This is a genomic window from Bacillus ectoiniformans (assembly GCF_016908875.1).
In the GTDB taxonomy this organism is placed as follows: Bacteria; Bacillota; Bacilli; order Bacillales; family Domibacillaceae; genus Bacillus_BX; species Bacillus_BX ectoiniformans.
In genome coordinates this window covers 41019-56019 of record NZ_JAFBES010000001.1, presented here as the reverse complement: position 1 = coordinate 56019, position 15001 = coordinate 41019, and the positions used below count along the sequence as shown (strand labels likewise).

Here is a 15001-nt window from a genome sequence, read left to right as displayed (position 1 = left end):
ACCAGTTATTGTAGGAGGATATAAACATGAACTTACTAGGAAAAACGCGTAAAATTAATAAAATGCTGCAAAATGCCGCAGGGAAATCAGTAAACTTTAAAGAAATGGCTGAATCTCTTTCAGAAGTCATCGAAGCCAATATCTTCGTGGTTAGCCGCCGCGGAAAATTACTTGGATTTGGTGTGAACCAGCAGATCGAAAATGAGCGAATGAAACAAATGCTTGCTGAACGCCAGTTCCCTGAAGAGTATACGAAAAGCTTATTTAATATCGTGGAAACTTCTTCCAATTTAGATGTAGACAGTCAGTATACAGCGTTCCCTGTAGAGAATAAAGATTTGTTCAAAAGCGGTTTTACAACAATCGTTCCAATCAGCGGAGCAGGAGAACGTTTAGGTACACTTGTCTTAGCTCGATTAGAAGAAAAGTTCCATGATGAAGATTTAATTTTAGCCGAATACGGCGCCACTGTCGTAGGAATGGAAATTCTTCGTGAGAAAACAGAAGAAATTGAAGAGGAAGCAAGAAGCAAGGCTGTCGTTCAAATGGCTATTAGTTCTCTGTCTTATAGTGAACTTGAAGCGATTGAGCACATCTTTGAAGAACTGGACGGCAAAGAAGGGCTTTTAGTAGCCTCTAAGATTGCTGACCGTGTAGGCATTACTCGTTCTGTAATCGTCAATGCACTGCGTAAGCTTGAGAGTGCTGGTGTCATTGAATCAAGATCTTTAGGGATGAAAGGTACGTATATTAAAGTCCTTAATGATAAGTTCCTTTTAGAATTAGAAAAACTTAAATCTAACTAAATGAAACAAATAAATACAAGAAAAATCACCTATTCATTGCAATAGGTGATTTTTTTGTAAAAAAATTGTGTAATTTGTCATTTGTTCAATATTTTTCAGTATGTTTAAATGTATCATAGGTACTGATATTAAATTTAATAAGGACTTTATATCTAATATAAGTCATAAGAAAAATGAAAATGAAACGATTTTGTTAAAATTGTAAACAGAAACGTGACAAAATCCATTATCTAGTTTATCTTACTAAAAGAAGGAACTATAAATGGTGTCATAATTTCACGTCCAAAAGATGTGAATATAATCAATTATGTTTTAATTGGTCGATTTGTGAGAAAATACTAATTATACAACTTTATGGAGTGATTTGGATGAAACTCTTTTCAGGTTCTATTGCTTCCTTAGAAAGAGGACTCGATTATTCATCGTTAAAGCAAAAAGTCATTGCAAATAATATAGCGAATGCGGATACGCCGAATTATAAAGCAAAAGAAGTTAATTTTAAAAAAATGTTTGAACAATCTTTAGCCAATGAGTTGGCCGCTCATCGAACGGACGACCGCCATTTTCAGTTTCAGGCGCATCGATCGGCACCAGGCGTATCAGCGAGAAATACTTCCTTTAACCAAAACGGCAACAGTGTAGATATGGATAAAGAGATGTCCGATCTAGCGACGAATCAAATTTATTATAATGCGCTTACTGACCGGCTGACCGGAAGATTTTCTTCATTGTCTGACGTAATTAAAGGAGGAAGATGATATGTCGATGTTTCATAGCATGAATACAACATCTACCGCTTTGACAGCACAGAGACTCAGAATGGACGTCATTTCTTCCAATATGGCGAACGTCGATTCAACACGTGCCAAGCTGGTCAATGGAGAATGGCAGCCTTATCAGCGTAAATCCGTCGTCATGCAGCCTAAACAAGGGCAATTTGCTTCCTTTTTACACAAAGCTATGGGAAGTGACGCTCAGGCAGGTGAAGGAGTAAAAGTCACAAAAATTTTAGATGATGATCTGACTCCTTTTAAAATGGTGTATGACCCCACGCATCCAGATGCGAACGCTGAAGGGTATGTCCAAATGCCAAATGTCGATCCGCTTCGGGAAATGGTGGATTTAATGTCAGCGACCCGCTCATATGAAGCCAATGTAACGGTTTTTAATGCGTCTAAGTCGATGATGATGAAAGCTTTAGAAATTGGAAAGTAACGGGGGTTTATAGATGGCTATTCAACCAATTCAAGGACTGTCTCCTTATAATAAAACCGATGCGCTAGAATCTAAGCCGTTGGCTACACCGTATGAAGCACAGCAAAGCTTTGCTGCCCACCTAAAAAACTCTATCAACAACTTAAACGATACAAGCATAAAATCTGCGGAGATGACAGATAAATTAATACGCGGAGAAAATGTCGACTTGCACCAAGTGCTGATCGCCAGTCAAAAAGCGAGCATAACTATGCAGCTGACGATGGAAGTGAGAAATAAAGCCGTAGAAGCTTATCAAGAAATTATGAGAATGCAAGTGTAGTAGGTAAGAGATCTAACAAAGAAGTAAATGATTTTGTTAGCTCATAGGCGGAATGAATGCTGTGAGCCGACATAGAATTGCTTATTTCTAAGACCGTGTGTGAAGCAGTGACGAAGACCGGGGGATTGTAATGAACGAAAATATGCGGCAGCAATTAATGAGAATAAAAGAATATTGGAGGAGCCGAAGCAAAAAGCAAAAAATCATGGGAGTTTCTGCTTTTTTATTAATCATAATCGCCTTAACAGCGACGGTTCTCTTTGCGACGAAGACGACGATGGTTCCGCTTTACAGTGATTTATCTCCCACTGAAATCGGAAGCATTAAAGAAAATTTAGATGAACGAGCAATTCCCTATGAAATCACAAATGAAGGTTCAGGGATCCTTGTGCCGAAAGAATCGGTGGATAATTTAAAAGTAGATTTAGCTGCCGAGGGGCTGCCGAAATCTGGGAATATTGATTACAGCTTCTTTAGCCAAAATGCCGGATTCGGAATGACCGATAATGAGTTCAATGTTCTTAAACTAGATGCGATGCAGACAGAACTTGCAACGTTAATGACCGGTATTGAGGGTATTAAAGATGCGAAAGTGATGATTAACCTTCCTGAAAAAGAGATTTTTATAAAAGAAGGGGCGGAGCAGGCATCAGCCTCCGTTGTTTTGAATACAGAGCCTGGATACGAGTTCGATGAAAAGCAAATTAAATCCCTTTATCATTTAGTAGCGAAAAGTATTCCACAGCTTCCTACTGATAATATCGTCATCATGAACCAAAATTTTGAGTACTTTGATTTAAAAAGCAGTGAAAATTCTTTATCAGGCAACAGTATCGTCCAGCAAATGGATGTCAAAAAACAAATAGAGCGGGATCTGCAGCGCCAAGTGCAAAATATGCTTGGCACTTTAATGGGCCCGGAGAAAGTAGTGGCATCTGTTACAGCTGATATTGACTTTACCCAGGAAAATAGGGAAGAAAACCTAGTTACGCCAGTTGATGAAGAAAATATGGAAGGAATTCAGATTAGCGCCCAGCGTATATCTGAAACTTTTACGGGAGATGCGAATGCAACAGGAGGCATTCCTCAAGGAGAGGACCCGGCAGATGCCCAAGGTTCGACATATATGGAGGGTGCGGCAGGCACAGGTGATTACGAAAGAACAGAAGAAACGATCAACAATGAAGTGAATCGAATCAGAAAAAAAATTAACGAAAGCCCCTATAAAATTCGTGATTTAGGCATACAAGTAATGGTGGAGCCGCCGACAGCGGATGATCCAGATTCTCTGCCGGCAGAACGTCTCGAAGACATTCAGCAAATGCTAGGAACGATCGTTAGAACTTCGATTGACAAAGGGTATGAAACAGACTTATCTGATCAGGCAATCGAGGAGAAGGTCGCTGTTTCCGTCCAGCCGTTTAAAGGCAAAGTAGAGTTTGATAATAAGCCTGAGTCCATATTGCCATGGTGGGCATATGTGATCGGCGGTATTCTTTTAGTTGTTATTGGTCTATTAATCTTTTTAATGATCCGTGCTAGACGAGCAAAAGTGGAGGAAGAAGAGGAAGAAGATTTATATGAAACTGAGTCTGAACCGGCAATTGCTGATATAAATGCGGTTGAAACAGAAGGTTCAGCACGAAGAAAGCAATTAGAAAAAATGGCAAAAGAAAAACCAGAAGAGTTTGCGAAGCTATTAAGAACTTGGATTTCAGAGGAGTAGGAGGGTGACATATGGCTGCTAAAGAAAAGAAACTGTCTGGAAAACAAAAAGCTGCTATACTTCTTATTTCTCTAGGCCCAGATGTATCAGCCTCTGTCTATAAGCATCTATCAGAGGAAGAAATTGAGCGCCTGACACTAGAAATATCTGGTGTGAAAAAAGTGGAGACCGAAGCAAAAGAAGAAGTATTTGAAGAGTTTCATAATATTGCCTTGGCGCAGGATTTTATTTCACAAGGCGGAATCGGTTACGCCAAAACCGTATTAGAAAAAGCGTTGGGTAAGGATCAGGCGCAAAATATTATTAACCGCCTGACTTCCTCTTTGCAAGTGCGTCCATTTGATTTTGCGCGCCGGGCAGAAGCGGGACAGATTTTAAATTTCATCCAGAATGAGCACCCGCAAACCATCGCGTTAATCTTATCGTATCTAGATCCGCAACAGGCTGGCCAGATTCTTTCAGAGCTGCCGCAAGAGGTTCAAGCAGACATTGCTAAAAGAATTGCCTTAATGGACAGTACATCGCCTGAAATTATAAATGAAGTGGAAGCGATACTTGAGCGTAAACTGAGTGCCACGGTCACGCAGGATTACACACAAACTGGCGGCGTAGAAGCAGTAGTAGAAGTGCTTAACGGTGTCGATCGTTCGACAGAGAAAACGATCTTGGATGCACTTGAAATTCAAGATCCTGAATTGGCGGAAGAGATTAAGAAGCGGATGTTTGTGTTTGAAGATATCGTCACGCTTGATAACCGTTCCATTCAGCGTGTCATCCGTGATTGTGAAAATGAGGATTTGCTGCTGTCATTAAAAGTCTCAAGCGAAGAAGTCAAAGAGGTTGTATTCCGAAATATGTCTTCACGAATGGTGGACACATTCAAAGAAGAAATGGAATATATGGGCCCTGTGCGACTGCGTGATGTAGAAGAAGCCCAATCCCGAATTGTCGGAACGATCCGCAGACTGGAAGAAGCAGGAGAAATCATCATAGCCCGCGGTGGAGGAGATGATATTATTGTCTAGAATCATTAAGTCTAAATGGGCGGATGAGCAAAATGAAACAGCTAGATTAATCAATATCAGAATGATTCAGCCAACTGCAGACATTGCCGAGGAAGAGGAATCAATATCCTATCCGTCTCCTTCTTCTTGGGAAGAAGAACGTGAAAGGATCATTACCGAAGCTGAAATGAAATCGCAAGCGATCCTGCAAGAAGCAGAAGATCACCGGCAGATTGCCCAGGCAGAAATAGCCAACGCTCGTCATGAGTGGGAAGAAGAAAAAGCAAGGCTGAAAGAACAAGCGTTTCAAGAAGGGTTTGCCGAGGGACAGGAAGAGGGGCGGCAAGCTGGTTATGCAGAATATCAAGAATTAATAGCTGTGGCTGTGCAAACCGTAGACAGTTCAAAAGTAGAGTTCGAAAAAAATGTGAAAAAAGCTGAAAAAACCATTTTAGATTTAGCTTTAAAATCTGCTGGAAGAATTTTAAATGAACAGTTAGACAAAGATGAAAGCCAGTTCCTGCCGGTTGTTCAGCGCGCATTAAAGGATTTGAGAGATCAAAAGGAAATTCAAATTCATATACACCCGTCGAAATACTCGTTTGTCCAGTCTCAAAAAGATGAATTGGAAGCAATCTTCCCTGCGGATGTTTTATGTTATATTTATCCAAATGAAGAATTAAGTGAAAATGGATGTTTTATAGAAACGAATCATGGAAGAATTGAAGTTGGAATAGATAGCCAGCTTGAACAAATGAGAAAGAAATTATTTGAACTTCTTGAAGGTGAAGAAGATTGAAGGTTACTTCCTTGTTAACAAAAATAGATCATGTAGATACGTTTAAACGCTATGGCAAAGTAAAAAAAGTGGTCGGATTAATGATAGAATCTCAAGGGCCTGAGAGTGCGATCGGGGATGTCTGCTATATCTATACGAACGGTAAGGAAAAGGATGTATATATTCAGGCAGAAGTGATCGGGTTTAAGGATGAAATGGTCATTTTAATGCCCTACACGAACATCAACGATATTGCGCCCGGGAGCCTCGTCGAATCATTAGGGAAGCCGCTTGAAATTAAAGTAGGCCCCCCGCTTATTGGCAAGGTACTAGATTCAATGGGACAGCCGATGGATGGCAGTTCATTGCCTAAAGCGCTCGGCACTGTACTCACTGAACAGCAGCCGCCCAACCCGCTTAGTCGTCCGCCGATTGATGAAAGATTGGAAGTTGGCGTCAGAGCCATCGACAGCATGCTGACGGTAGGAAAAGGACAGCGGATTGGTATTTTTGCCGGAAGCGGTGTCGGAAAGAGTACATTGCTTGGAATGATTGCGAGAAACACTAAGGCTGATTTAAATGTGATTGCGCTAGTTGGAGAGCGTGGACGTGAAGTGCGTGAATTTATCGAAAGAGACCTTGGCCCGGAAGGACGAGCGCGCACAATTGTGGTCGCAGCCACTTCAGACCAGCCGGCTCTTATGCGAATTAAAGGTGCATTTACCGCTACAGCGATTGCCGAGTATTTTCGCGATAAGGGCTTGAATGTCATGCTGATGATGGATTCAGTTACGCGCGTTGCTATGGCCCAGCGTGAAATTGGATTGGCTGTCGGAGAGCCGCCGGCAACGAAAGGGTACACACCTTCTGTATTCGCCATTATGCCTAAACTGCTAGAACGAACCGGAACCAACCATAAAGGTACCATTACCGCATTTTATACGGTACTAGTAGATGGTGACGATATGAATGAGCCAATCGCAGATGCGGTCAGAGGTATTTTAGATGGCCATATAGTTCTCGACCGCGCATTAGCGAACAAAGGCCAATTTCCGGCCATTAATGTGCTCAAAAGCGTCAGCCGGCTAATGGGACACTTGGCATCGAATGAACACAAAGCCTCTGCAGCAGATATAAGAAACCTATTAAGCACTTATTTAAACTCAGAGGATTTAATTAATATTGGTGCGTACAAAAAAGGTTCGTCACCTGAAATTGATCGAGCTATTCAATATTATCCAAAGATCCTGTCATTTTTAAAGCAGCAAACGGATGAAAAAATTTCGCTTGAAGAAAGCATTCAGTCTCTCATTCAGCTATCTGAAAAAGGAGAATGGTAAGCATGAAACACAGCTTTAAATTCGAAAAGATTCTGCAGCTTAGAGAACGGGAAAAAGACGAAACACAATCAGCCTTTAATGAAGCTCAAAAAAAGTTTGAAGCGGCCGCGGAAAAACTGTATGAGCTGTTGAAGAAAAAGGAAGAGTTAATTGATTTTCAAGAATCAAAAATGGTCAGCGGCTTCACCATCTACGAAATTCAGCATTATCAGCAATTTGTTTCTAATTTAGAGCAGACCATTTCTTATCAGCAGCAGCTAGTCATAAATGCCCGTAATCAAATGCAGTGGTGTGAGCAGCAGCTGAAAGAAAGAAATATTGAAGTGAAAAAGTATGAAAAAATGAAAGAAAAAGATTTAGAAAGATTTAAAGAGTTTTTACTGATGGATGAAAACAGGGAAATGGATGAAATTTCAGCCATTCAATTTATGAACCGCGGAAATTAGGTGAAGACTTTGGCGAGAAAAAAGAAGGCAATAAAAAAAGTAGAATCGGATGAAGAGACAAAAGGCTACAGCACCTTTCAATGGATCTTGTTCGTGTTAATTATTCCCTTGCTGTTTGCGTTAACGATCGCATTGATCGTCATGACGGTAGCGGGCGTAAATGTATTTGAAAAAGGAAAAGAAATCAGTGCACATATTCCAGGGCTGTCAAGCTTAACCGAGAAAGACGAAGCTAATCAAACTGGAGGCGGAAAAGCCGATAAAGAAAAAGTAGTCGAACTTCAAACAGAATTAGCAGATAAAGAAGCGGAGATTGATCAGCTCGCAAAAAAATTGGACGCTTCTGATCAAGAGATTGAAAAGCTGCTGACTGAAAAAGATCGGCTTGAAGTTGAATTAGAACAGCTGAAAAATCAAGAAGAAGGCGAAGCGGCAAACACGAAAAATGATAACTCCATTATCAGCACATATGAAACAATGGCGCCGAAAAATATTGCTAACATTCTCGTCAATTTATCCGATAATGAAGCTGTAGGGATCTTAGCGGAATTAGAGACAGATAAACAAGCTGATATTTTAGAGAAACTTCCGCCGGAAACCGCTGCAAAATACACAAAATTGTTATCAAGCAGCACGCCATAAACTCTGTGGCTATGAGAAAATAACAAAGTATCGCAGTAACTATTTGGAGTGAATGACAAATGATGCAAATGGTAAATGGGCTGCAGCCTAAGGCGGTGACCAGTAAACCTGCCACTGCAGAAAGAAATACGGCAGAGCCAAAGGAAAACTTCAAATCTCTATTGAATAAGCAGACAAGTGAAGCTAACTCAACTGCTCAGCCAGAAACCGGCAGTAAAGCTCAAAGTGTAGAGGAGATGAAGGTTCTATCACAAGTCGTGGAGGCAGTATCCATTGAAGAATTGGGCCTTTCCGCGGAGCAGCTTCAACTTGCAAAAGAGTGGATGTTAGACGGGAAAATGCCGACGGTGGAAGATATTAGTCTATTGCTGGGAATTGAAGTATCCGAGTTGAAAGAAATGATTGAGCAACTGGTGGCCGGGTTCAATAAACAGCCTGCTTTACTTCCAATTACACAGGTGGAAAATGAAATTCCTGCTCTAACTGATCCTGGCGATGCAGAAGTAAATCCTGAGGAAATTCTGCAGTTGATTCAATTGATTTCCGCTGTTGCACCAAAAGAATGGTCGAAGCTAGATTCTAAAGCGTTACAATCCTTGCTTCAAACAGGCAAGCTGTATGAACTTTTTAGCCAAAAATCTGATGCTACAGGGAAAGGTGCCGAAATTCATTCAACGATTAAACATCTGATGAAAGAGATAGCTGCCAAGCTTCAGTCAATCATACAGCCAAAAGGATTTCAGTCGACATTTTTGCAAAGAGCCTTTAACAATTATGCACCTTCAATAGAAAGTTCAAAACAACCAGTTAAGACTGCGAATAGCACTGTTAATAACCTAGCTTTAGACACAGAGAATTCAGCATGGCAGCTTAACAATGCAACGACGGCAGTGAATAAAGAATCGTCTATTCAAGTCAATCAGCTGTTTCATCAGCCGCTCATGAGGACGGAAACTTTTTCGATGACCGTCCAAACGAATCCACGGCCGATGAATATGGAACAGTTTATTGAAAAATTTTCGCAGATATTAGGCAACTCCAATTTGATGAAAACGCCAAATGGTACCAAGCTTTTGATCAAATTGTATCCAGAACAACTGGGAAGTTTGCGGATTGAACTTCTGCAGCAGAACGGCGTGATGACAGCTAAGATTCTATCTTCAACTTCGGCAGTGAAAGATTTGCTTGAACAAAACGTCAATAGTTTAAGACAAGCATTCAGTCAGCAAAATGTGGCAGTAGATAAAATTGAACTCACGTTTAGCCAGGCAGATCCGCAAAAATTTGACCGAGGGCAGCAACAGCAAAATCAATCAAAGCCGGATGCTCCTAAGCAACAGTTAGAAGATATGGAAGAAGAACCGGAGATTGATTTTAAAGAATTGCTATTAAATACGAAAGTATAGGTGATCACATGGTACAAATTGATCCAAACCTTTATTTAGACAATAACCGCAAACAGCCAAAAACTGGTAACAGCGCACTAGGGAAAGACGAGTTCTTGAAAATATTAATGACCCAGCTGCAAAATCAAGATCCGATGAATCCATTAGAAGATAAAGATTTCATCGCTCAAATGGCGACATTTTCGTCCTTGGAGCAAATGACGAATATGGCCTCATCCTTTGATAAATTTCTTCAGATGCAGCAATCGTCTTCGATGATTAGCTACAATTCGTTTGTCGGTAAAGAGGTACTATGGCACAAAATCACAGAATCCACTGATCCAGAAGTAGAACCAGTCATTCAAGAAGGAACTGGGACAATTACTTCGATTCGTTTTAAAGGAGAAGGAGTGGAATTTGTACTGGCAGATGGCACAGTGCTAGAGCCGGCTAACATTTCAGAGGTGAAAAGCGGTTCCGTAAGCAGCGGCAATCCATTGGTAGATGCTAGCCATTTAATCGGTAAGAGCGTGTCGTTTGAAAAAGACGGTACAGAACAAACAAGCCTAGTGCAATCGGTTTCGATGAAAAACGGAGCGGTGTGGCTTCAATTACAAAATGGAGAAAAAATTTCTTCATCAGCATTAACGAAAATAGGATAATTAAAGGAGAAGAGACGGTATGAACAAAACCTATTTCCCGCCTCTTCATGCAAAGACTCACTCTGCTGCAAAAGCCAATGGAAGGATTCAGCAGCCCGCTACTTCATTTACGAAGCATTTAGTGGAAGCAACTGAAAGAAAATCACTTATCATTTCAAAGCACGCAAGCCAGAGGCTGCACGAGCGAGGCATTTTAATTGAAGAACAAAAATGGCAGACAATTGAACAGAAAATGGCGGAGGCAAAACAAAAAGGCGTGAGTGATTCACTGATCCTTTTGCAGGATGCCGCACTTGTGGTCAGCGCCAAAAACAATACAGTCATTACAGCCATGAACCGATCAGAAGCAAGTTCACAAATATTTACCAATATTAACGGGACAATCATTTTAGATTGATTATTATTATATAGGCTGGACCTTTTAAGGAAGCCTGACGCTTGCCGACTGACAGACGCAAGCGATTCGAAAGGGGAAAATTATACATGTTACGTTCAATGTACTCAGGAATCAGCGGAATGAAAGGTTTTCAAACAAAGCTAGATGTCATCGGGAATAACATTTCTAACGTGAATACATTCGGGTATAAAAAAGGCCGTGTGACGTTTAAAGATATGGTGAGTCAGCAGATTTCGGGGGCTACTGGACCAGGTACAATTGGTGGTACTAATCCTAAACAAGTTGGTTTAGGAACGCAGATTAGTACAATAGACACGATTCATACTCAAGGCAGCCTACAGACCACTGCACGTCCATTAGATTTAGGTATTTCTGGAGATGGCTTTTTTGTCTTAAAGAAGGGGACGGAAACTCTATACACTCGTTCCGGAAACTTTTACCTTGATAAAGATGGCAGTATTGTAAACGGCGACGGCTATTATCTTCAAGGGGGCACAAATACTGCAAACCCTCAACAAATAAAAATTGGAACTGCGGCGCAAAGCTTTAGTATTGGAGCAGATGGGAGCATTTCTGTGGTTGGGGATACTGCTACCAATGCACCTATTTTACTTGCTAAATTTCCAAACCCAGATGGTCTACAAAAGGCTGGTCAAAACAATTTCATTGAGACAGCAAATTCCGGTGAACCTGACTTAAATAACCCTGGGGTTGGGGGAAATGGAACTCTCGTAGCCGGCGCCCTTGAAATGTCCAACGTCGACCTCTCCGAAGAATTCACGGAAATGATCGTTGCGCAGCGTGGTTTCCAGGCGAACACACGAATCATCACAACATCTGATGAGATTCTGCAAGAACTAGTCAACTTAAAACGTTAATTTCATCCTTAAATAAAAAGGGGGTACAGGGCTGGGGTCTCGTTGCCTCAGCCCTGATATACATTGATAACTGTGACGAGATTAAATGGCAAATCTTTTTCATTAAACGCAATCTATATTGAGACGATTGAAAGCTTTCCTGATACAACCATTACGCTGTCTAACGGCCGTAAGTATGTCGTGAAGGAATCACAGGATGAAGTCAAAAAGAGAATGGAAGAGTTTTATCGAAGTGTTCACCTTTTAGGGAAATTAAGGGTGGAGGAGGAGTAACATGGAGACAGAAGCGCCGAAAAAAAGTAAAAATAAGATGCTGACAATCATGGTTGTGCTGTTAACGGTGATTTTGCTTGTCGGAACTGTAGCAATTGTCATTATTTTAAAATCATCCAAAGGTGAGACAACTGCAAAAGAGCCATCGATTGATGAAGTCATTGAATCTTCTGTAGACATTCCGGAAATGACGACTAATTTGGCATCTAATGATTACATTCGCATATCCTTTAAAATCCAAACAGACAGCAAAGAAGCGATGGAAGAAATGACGAAGCGCGACTTTCAAGCGAAGAACTTGATCATTCAGCAGCTGTCTGAAATGAAGTCGGAAGACCTGAAAGGCAAAGAAGGCAAGGAGCGGCTGACCGATCAGCTTAGAATGGAATTCAATAATATTATGCAGGATGGTAAGGTGCTCGAAGTATACATCACCTCTTACATTATTCAATAATTTAAGACTGACTTTTTAATGGAGGTGAACGCATGTCAGGGGAAATATTATCTCAAAATGAAATCGATGCCCTGCTTTCTGCCCTTTCCACAGGGGAAATGAATGCAGATGAATTAAAAAAAGAAGAAGCGGAGAAAAAAGTGAAGGTCTATGACTTTAAACGGGCTCTTCGCTTCTCGAAAGATCAAATAAGAAGTTTAACAAGAATGCATGACAACTTTGCCAGGGTGCTGACGACATTTTTCTCAGCGCAGCTGCGTACATATGTGCATATAGATGTCGTCTCGGCGGATCAGTTACCGTATGAGGAATTTATTCGATCGATTCCCAATATGACGATTTTAAATGTGTTTGAAGTACCGCCGCTTGAAGGCCGGGTTCTTATGGAAGTAAATCCAAACATTGCGTATTCTATGCTTGACAGGCTTCTTGGCGGTAAAGGCGCAAGCGTCAATAAAATTGAGAATTTGACGGAAATCGAAACAAAAATCATGTCTAATATGTTTGAGCGGTCCTTTGAAAACTACCGTGATGCGTGGGCGAATATTATCGAAATTGATCCATTAATGACAGATTTTGAAGTAAATTCTCAGTTTTTACAGATGGTATCTCCGAATGAAACCGTAGTTGTGATATCATTAAATACAACGATAGGTGAAACGACGGGAATGATCAACATTTGTATTCCTCATGTTGTTTTAGAACCGATCATCCCTAAATTATCGGTTCATTACTGGATGCAGAACCCGGATAAAAAAGAGAGAAAACCAGGGGAAAAAGAAAGTCTGGAAAAAGGGCTGAAAAAAGCAACCGTGCCGCTTGTAGCTGAATTGGGAGAATCACATATTAATATTGAAGATTTCCTTATGCTAGCAGCAGGTGATGTAATTGAATTGAATCGCCGCATTGACGAACCGCTAACGGTGAAAGTAGGAAACCTAGCGAAGTTCACTGCGCAGCCTGGAAAAATGAATAAACGGATTGCCGTTCAAATTTTAGATCATATAGAGGGGGGAGAAGACGATGATGAGTGACGACATGCTTTCGCAAGACGAAATTGATGCCTTGCTGAAAGGTACAGGCGATGATGAAGGGGATCATAAAGAACCTGATGATTCATCTATTGGCAACATAGAAGAATACTTGGATGCGTTCGAACAAGATACGCTGGGTGAAATAGGAAATATTTCGTTTGGAAGCTCAGCGACGGCTCTCTCCAGCCTACTAAGCCAAAAGGTAGAAATCACGACCCCGACTGTTTCCATTGTAGATAAAAACAAACTGAAAGATGAATTTCCTCATCCGTACGCAGCAATTGAAGTAGAATATACAGAGGGATTTTCTGGAGTTAATTTATTGGTCATTAAACAATCGGATGCAGCGATTATTGCCGATTTAATGCTTGGCGGAGATGGAACGGATCCTAACCCGGATTTAGGTGAAATTCAGCTGAGCGCGGTTCAGGAAGCCATGAATCAAATGATGGGTTCTGCCGCTACCTCTATGTCTACTATATTTAATAAAAAGGTAGATATCTCACCTCCAGCAGTTGCTTTAATCGATCTTTTGCAAGGAGAAGGAAAAGAAACGATTGAAGAGCAGGACTTGCTTGTCAAAATTTCATTCCGTCTTGCGGTTGGTGAATTAATCGACTCAAACATTATGCAATTGCTGCCGCTGCCGTTTGCAAAAAGTTTAGTCCATGAATTAATGAATCCTGGCAGTGCTGAGCCGGAACCGAGCCAAAGTCAGCCGGCAGCAGAACCATCCGTTTCTGCGCAAGCCACACAGCCGAATTATGAGCAGCCACCAGCAGCTCAGCCACAGCCGCCTGCTGCAGAAATACCATCTGCGAACGCTTATCAGCAGCCAACTGCTTATGTACAACAGCCGCAGCAGTCTGCTCAGCCGCAACATTTTGGGTCAGGGGCGCCAATGCAGCCACAACAGCCAGTTCAAGTACAGTCGGCTTCGTTCGCATCTTTCGAACAAGCACCTTTACAAGAGCATTCAACTAGAAATTTAAATATGCTCCTCGATATACCGCTGCAAGTTACGGTAGAACTTGGCAGAACGAATCGCTCTGTAAAAGATATTCTTGATCTTTCATCAGGATCTATTATTGAGCTGGATAAGCTGGCAGGAGAACCCGTGGATATTCTGGTAAACAACCGTTTAATTGCCACAGGTGAGGTTGTCGTTATTGAAGAAAATTTTGGTGTGCGGATTACTGAAATCTCAAGTAAAAGCGACCGCTTAAAGAAATTAAATTAAATTAAATTTCAGGGGGAAAGAAAAGATGGGGAAACGTATTTTAGTAGTAGATGATGCTGCTTTCATGAGAATGATGATAAAAGATATTTTATCAAAGAATGGTTTCGAAGTAGTAGGAGAAGCTGCAGATGGTGCGCAGGCAGTTGAAAAATACAGAGAGTTAAAACCGGATTTGGTAACGATGGATATTACAATGCCAGAAAAGGATGGAATCTCTGCTTTGAAAGATATTAAAGCTGAAGATCCAAATGCAAAAATTATTATGTGCTCTGCTATGGGTCAGCAAGCAATGGTTATTGACGCCATCCAAGCAGGCGCGAAAGATTTCATCGTGAAACCTTTCCAGGCGGACCGTGTAATCGAAGCCATCTCAAAAACTTTAGGATAAGCTTAAGAAGG

At 41.1% G+C, this 15001-nt stretch carries 19 protein-coding genes; all 19 read left to right on the top strand.

Annotated features, from left to right (window positions below):
• Nucleotides 1-26: 26 nt before the first annotated feature.
• The 19 genes from codY (at nucleotide 27) to JOC78_RS00205 (ending at nucleotide 14990) form a co-directional block, all read left to right on the top strand.
• Complete coding sequence (codY, locus tag JOC78_RS00295) at nucleotides 27-806, top strand: GTP-sensing pleiotropic transcriptional regulator CodY (protein ID WP_204551897.1); 780 nt, start codon at nucleotides 27-29, stop codon at nucleotides 804-806.
• A gap of 368 nt (nucleotides 807-1174) precedes the next feature.
• Nucleotides 1175-1564, top strand: coding sequence for a flagellar basal body rod protein FlgB (flgB, locus tag JOC78_RS00290; RefSeq protein ID WP_204551895.1), 390 nt, complete (start codon nucleotides 1175-1177; stop codon nucleotides 1562-1564).
• 1 nt (nucleotide 1565) lies between these two features.
• Nucleotides 1566-2021: a flagellar basal body rod protein FlgC gene (gene flgC, locus JOC78_RS00285; RefSeq protein WP_204551893.1), complete on the top strand. Its 456-nt coding sequence runs from the start codon at nucleotides 1566-1568 to the stop codon at nucleotides 2019-2021.
• Nucleotides 2022-2034: 13 nt separating this feature from the next.
• Nucleotides 2035-2343 carry a flagellar hook-basal body complex protein FliE gene (fliE, locus tag JOC78_RS00280; protein ID WP_204551891.1) on the top strand — a complete coding sequence of 103 codons (309 nt, stop codon included), beginning with the start codon at nucleotides 2035-2037 and terminating at the stop codon, nucleotides 2341-2343.
• Between the two features lie 130 nt (nucleotides 2344-2473).
• On the top strand, nucleotides 2474-4069 hold the full coding sequence (fliF, locus tag JOC78_RS00275; RefSeq protein ID WP_204551889.1) for a flagellar basal-body MS-ring/collar protein FliF: 1596 nt from the start codon (nucleotides 2474-2476) through the stop codon (nucleotides 4067-4069).
• An 11-nt stretch (nucleotides 4070-4080) separates the two neighbouring features.
• Nucleotides 4081-5094, top strand: a complete 1014-nt coding sequence (gene fliG, locus JOC78_RS00270) for a flagellar motor switch protein FliG (protein ID WP_204551887.1) — start codon at nucleotides 4081-4083, stop codon at nucleotides 5092-5094.
• Nucleotides 5087-5872: a flagellar assembly protein FliH gene (gene fliH, locus JOC78_RS00265; protein WP_204551885.1), complete on the top strand. Its 786-nt coding sequence runs from the start codon at nucleotides 5087-5089 to the stop codon at nucleotides 5870-5872. The genes fliG and fliH overlap by 8 nt, the downstream gene beginning before the upstream one ends.
• Nucleotides 5869-7191, top strand: coding sequence for a flagellar protein export ATPase FliI (fliI, locus tag JOC78_RS00260; RefSeq protein ID WP_204551883.1), 1323 nt, complete (start codon nucleotides 5869-5871; stop codon nucleotides 7189-7191). Before fliH ends, fliI begins: the two co-directional genes overlap by 4 nt.
• A gap of 2 nt (nucleotides 7192-7193) precedes the next feature.
• Nucleotides 7194-7637: a flagellar export protein FliJ gene (fliJ, locus tag JOC78_RS00255; protein WP_204551881.1), complete on the top strand. Its 444-nt coding sequence runs from the start codon at nucleotides 7194-7196 to the stop codon at nucleotides 7635-7637.
• Between the two features lie 9 nt (nucleotides 7638-7646).
• The gene (locus JOC78_RS00250; RefSeq protein ID WP_204551879.1) at nucleotides 7647-8279 is read left to right on the top strand and encodes a MotE family protein; all 633 of its coding nucleotides are present in this window, start codon (nucleotides 7647-7649) and stop codon (nucleotides 8277-8279) included.
• Nucleotides 8280-8338: 59 nt separating this feature from the next.
• A complete protein-coding gene (locus JOC78_RS00245) occupies nucleotides 8339-9685 on the top strand; it encodes a flagellar hook-length control protein FliK (RefSeq protein WP_204551877.1) in 1347 nt (448 codons plus the stop codon).
• An 8-nt stretch (nucleotides 9686-9693) separates the two neighbouring features.
• On the top strand, nucleotides 9694-10326 hold the full coding sequence (gene flgD, locus JOC78_RS00240) for a flagellar hook assembly protein FlgD (protein ID WP_204551875.1): 633 nt from the start codon (nucleotides 9694-9696) through the stop codon (nucleotides 10324-10326).
• A 19-nt stretch (nucleotides 10327-10345) separates the two neighbouring features.
• A complete protein-coding gene (locus JOC78_RS00235) occupies nucleotides 10346-10723 on the top strand; it encodes a TIGR02530 family flagellar biosynthesis protein (RefSeq protein ID WP_204551873.1) in 378 nt (125 codons plus the stop codon).
• Between the two features lie 86 nt (nucleotides 10724-10809).
• On the top strand, nucleotides 10810-11601 hold the full coding sequence (flgG, locus tag JOC78_RS00230) for a flagellar basal body rod protein FlgG (RefSeq protein ID WP_204551871.1): 792 nt from the start codon (nucleotides 10810-10812) through the stop codon (nucleotides 11599-11601).
• Between the two features lie 63 nt (nucleotides 11602-11664).
• The gene (locus tag JOC78_RS00225; RefSeq protein WP_204551869.1) at nucleotides 11665-11874 is read left to right on the top strand and encodes a flagellar FlbD family protein; all 210 of its coding nucleotides are present in this window, start codon (nucleotides 11665-11667) and stop codon (nucleotides 11872-11874) included.
• A gap of 1 nt (nucleotide 11875) precedes the next feature.
• Nucleotides 11876-12328 carry a flagellar basal body-associated protein FliL gene (gene fliL / locus JOC78_RS00220; RefSeq protein ID WP_204551867.1) on the top strand — a complete coding sequence of 151 codons (453 nt, stop codon included), beginning with the start codon at nucleotides 11876-11878 and terminating at the stop codon, nucleotides 12326-12328.
• 32 nt (nucleotides 12329-12360) lie between these two features.
• Nucleotides 12361-13362, top strand: coding sequence for a flagellar motor switch protein FliM (fliM, locus tag JOC78_RS00215; RefSeq protein ID WP_204551865.1), 1002 nt, complete (start codon nucleotides 12361-12363; stop codon nucleotides 13360-13362).
• A complete protein-coding gene (fliY, locus tag JOC78_RS00210; RefSeq protein WP_204551863.1) occupies nucleotides 13352-14602 on the top strand; it encodes a flagellar motor switch phosphatase FliY in 1251 nt (416 codons plus the stop codon). Before fliM ends, fliY begins: the two co-directional genes overlap by 11 nt.
• Before the next feature lie 25 nt (nucleotides 14603-14627).
• Nucleotides 14628-14990 (top strand): response regulator, encoded by a 363-nt coding sequence (locus JOC78_RS00205; protein WP_204551861.1) that lies wholly within the window; start codon nucleotides 14628-14630, stop codon nucleotides 14988-14990.
• Nucleotides 14991-15001 lie beyond the last annotated feature (11 nt).

Excerpts from the sequence above, each read along its gene's own strand:
- flgB (WP_204551895.1), top strand. The coding sequence starts at position 1,175 with ATGAAACTCTTTTCAGGTTCTATTGCTTCCTTAGAAAGAGGACTCGAT.
- fliM (WP_204551865.1), top strand. The coding sequence starts at position 12,361 with ATGTCAGGGGAAATATTATCTCAAAATGAAATCGATGCCCTGCTTTCT.
- codY (WP_204551897.1), top strand. The coding sequence starts at position 27 with ATGAACTTACTAGGAAAAACGCGTAAAATTAATAAAATGCTGCAAAAT.
- fliL (WP_204551867.1), top strand. The coding sequence starts at position 11,876 with ATGGAGACAGAAGCGCCGAAAAAAAGTAAAAATAAGATGCTGACAATC.
- fliY (WP_204551863.1), top strand. The coding sequence starts at position 13,352 with ATGATGAGTGACGACATGCTTTCGCAAGACGAAATTGATGCCTTGCTG.
- fliJ (WP_204551881.1), top strand. The coding sequence starts at position 7,194 with ATGAAACACAGCTTTAAATTCGAAAAGATTCTGCAGCTTAGAGAACGG.
- JOC78_RS00235 (WP_204551873.1), top strand. The coding sequence starts at position 10,346 with ATGAACAAAACCTATTTCCCGCCTCTTCATGCAAAGACTCACTCTGCT.
- JOC78_RS00245 (WP_204551877.1), top strand. The coding sequence starts at position 8,339 with ATGATGCAAATGGTAAATGGGCTGCAGCCTAAGGCGGTGACCAGTAAA.
- fliF (WP_204551889.1), top strand. The coding sequence starts at position 2,474 with ATGAACGAAAATATGCGGCAGCAATTAATGAGAATAAAAGAATATTGG.
- fliE (WP_204551891.1), top strand. The coding sequence starts at position 2,035 with ATGGCTATTCAACCAATTCAAGGACTGTCTCCTTATAATAAAACCGAT.
- flgG (WP_204551871.1), top strand. The coding sequence starts at position 10,810 with ATGTTACGTTCAATGTACTCAGGAATCAGCGGAATGAAAGGTTTTCAA.
- JOC78_RS00205 (WP_204551861.1), top strand. The coding sequence starts at position 14,628 with ATGGGGAAACGTATTTTAGTAGTAGATGATGCTGCTTTCATGAGAATG.
- fliG (WP_204551887.1), top strand. The coding sequence starts at position 4,081 with ATGGCTGCTAAAGAAAAGAAACTGTCTGGAAAACAAAAAGCTGCTATA.
- flgD (WP_204551875.1), top strand. The coding sequence starts at position 9,694 with ATGGTACAAATTGATCCAAACCTTTATTTAGACAATAACCGCAAACAG.
- flgC (WP_204551893.1), top strand. The coding sequence starts at position 1,566 with ATGTCGATGTTTCATAGCATGAATACAACATCTACCGCTTTGACAGCA.